Here is a 2,568-nt window from a genome sequence, read left to right as displayed (position 1 = left end):
TACAGGTTGAGCACCTTCGCCGAGCCGGCCGGGGCCGAACTGGTGGCACCGGTGACGTCGCTGGCCCCGCCCCCGGCGCAGCCGGTCATCGCCAGGGCGACGGTTGCCGCGACAGCGGTGAGGACGGCTCTGCGTGAGTGGGTCATGACAGGAACTCCTTGTCGGTTCGTGGCGGCGCGGATCGCACCGATCCGATTTAGCATGTAATCCCCATGGGATTAATAGGAGTTTTAAGCATGACGCGCCACCCGTCAAGTCGTCTCAACCCTCAGACGCGAGACCCTGGACCCATCAGGGGCCCCGGCCGCTGAGCACCCGCGGGCCGACCTCAAGCCCGACCTTTGTACTACTTGTTGTAGTAGATTGGTTCCTGGCTGCTGGGAACGCTCGGCCGAACCGGCCGATCTGGTCCAGCCCCGCTCGACAACCCGTCCAGGAGGAGAACCGATGAGTGGCACCGCGAAGATCCACGACGCCGAACTGAAGCCGTCCAAGCTCGAGCTACTGGCTGGCTGGCTACCGAACCAGCCCTGGTTCGACGGCGACGCCGGCGACCTGCGCCGAGTAGCGGCCTTCCGGTTCGTCGACCCCGACGGCGAGGTCGGCATCGAGACCCTGCTGGTGGCGTCCGGCGACCGGCTGTATCAGGTGCCGCTGACCTACCGCCCCGAGCCGCTCGACGATGAACTCGCGGTGCTGGTGGGCACCATCGAGCACTCCGACCTGGGCACCCGCTACTGCTACGACGCGACGTCCGACCCGGTCTATGTCGCCGAGTTGATCCGGGTGATCCACGAGGCCGACAACGAGGCGGAACTGTCGCGCGGTGAGAAGTCGATGACGGTGCGCGGCAGCGGCATCGTCCCGGTGTCGAACGCCTCGATGGAGGCCGCTCGGCTGGTCCGGGTGCTGGACGGCGACCACGTCCGCACCGCCCAGCCGCTGGGCACCCTCACCGGCACCTGGACCCAGGACGGCGTGGAACGCACCGAGATCCTCGCCACCCTGCGCTGACGGCGCTCGAGGACGGGGATGGGCAATAGGACCCGACGGAAGATCTCGTTGCCGCGCTGGCGGTGATACCCACCGTCAGTGCGCGGCCTCGTGCCAGGACCGGCCGGTGCCGACCGATACCTCCAGGGGCACGGTCAGGTCGACGGCGTGGCCCATCTTCTCGCGGACCAGTGCCTCCATCGCCTCTGCTTCGCCACTGGCGACCTCGAAGACCAGTTCGTCGTGCACCTGCAGCAGCATCCGCGAGGAAAACCCCTGCTCGGCCAGCGCCGACTCGACGTCGAGCATCGCCACCTTGATGATGTCGGCCGCCGACCCCTGGATCGGGGCGTTCAGCGCCATCCGTTCGGCCATCTCGCGACGCTGCCGGTTCGACGAGGTCAGGTCGGGCAGATAGCGGCGGCGTCCGAGCAGGGTCTCGGTGTAGCCGGTCTTCCCGGCCGTCCGGACGATGTCGTGCAGGTAGTCGCGAACGTTGCCGAACCGCTCGAAGTACTCCTCCATCAGGCCCTTCGCCTCGGAGACGGCGATCTTCAGCTGCTGCGACAGTCCATAGGCGCTGAGCCCGTAGGCGAGCCCGTAGTTCATCGCCTTGATCCGGGCCCGCATGCCGGTGTCGACCTGGTCGGGCGCCACCGAGAAGACCCGGGCGGCCATCACGGTGTGGAAGTCCTCGCCGGAGTGGAAGGCCTCGATCAGGCCGACATCACCCGAGGCGTGCGCCATGATCCGCATCTCGATCTGGCTGTAGTCGGCTGTCATCAGCGTGTCGTAGCCGGCCCCCACGACGAACGCCCGGCGGATCCGTCGGCCCTCTTCGGTGCGGATCGGGATGTTCTGCAGGTTCGGGTCGGTGGAGCTGAGCCGTCCGGTCGCGGCGATGGTCTGGATGTAGGTGGTGTGCACCCGGCCGTCGTCGGCGATCGACTTCTGCAGCCCCTCGACGGTCTGCCGCAGCCGGATCTGGTCGCGGTGCCGCAGCAGGTGCGCCAGGAACGGGTGCTCGGTCTTCACGAACAGCGATTCCAGCGATTCGGCGTCGGTCGTCCAGCCGGTCTTGGTGCGGCGGGTCTTCGGCATGCCGAGCTCGTCGAACAGCACCTCCTGCAGCTGCTTGGGCGAGCCCAGGTTGATCGGACGGCCGAGGACCGCGAAGGCGTCCGATTCGGCAGTCCGGACGGCGCTGTCGAACTCGGCGTGCAGGGTCTGCAGGTAGTCGGCGTCGACCGCGATGCCGTCGCGTTCCATGGTGGCCAGGGTGCGCAGCAGCGGCAGTTCGACGTCGGCCAGCAGCGAGCCTTCGCCGCGCTCGTCCAACTCCTCGGTGAGGGCGAGAGCCAGGTCGATCACCGCGCGGGCGCGGATCATCGAGTCCTTGCCCTCGTCGGCGTCCTCGAAGTCGAGGGTGAGTTGATCGGACGCGACGTCCGCCGGCCCCTCGGCGCTCAACTCGCGCTTCAGGTGCCGGGCGGTCAGGTCGCCCAGGTCGTAGACCCGCTGGTCGGGCCGCAGCAGGTAGGCGGCCAGCTGGGTATCGCTGGCCAGCCCGTTCAG

The 2,568-nt window shown here is 68.1% G+C and carries 2 protein-coding genes; one reads left to right on the top strand and one right to left on the bottom strand.

Going from position 1 to position 2,568, the window contains the following annotated elements; genetic code table 11:
- Positions 1-447: 447 nt before the first annotated feature.
- Complete coding sequence (locus Q0066_RS08500) at positions 448-1,014, top strand: hypothetical protein (RefSeq protein ID WP_298131977.1); 567 nt, start codon at positions 448-450, stop codon at positions 1,012-1,014.
- A 75-nt stretch (positions 1,015-1,089) separates the two neighbouring features.
- Here the strand turns inward: Q0066_RS08500 and polA are convergent.
- A partial coding sequence (gene polA, locus Q0066_RS08495) for a DNA polymerase I (RefSeq protein WP_298131976.1) occupies positions 1,090-2,568 on the bottom strand: 1,479 nt, incomplete at its 5' end.

This window comes from Micropruina sp., from assembly GCF_027492755.1.
In the GTDB taxonomy this organism is placed as follows: domain Bacteria; phylum Actinomycetota; class Actinomycetes; order Propionibacteriales; family Propionibacteriaceae; genus Micropruina.
Note: the sequence above shows the minus strand (reverse complement) of the source record. Positions and strands in the feature narration are given on the sequence as shown.

Excerpts from the sequence above, each read along its gene's own strand:
- Q0066_RS08500 (WP_298131977.1), top strand. The coding sequence starts at position 448 with ATGAGTGGCACCGCGAAGATCCACGACGCCGAACTGAAGCCGTCCAAG.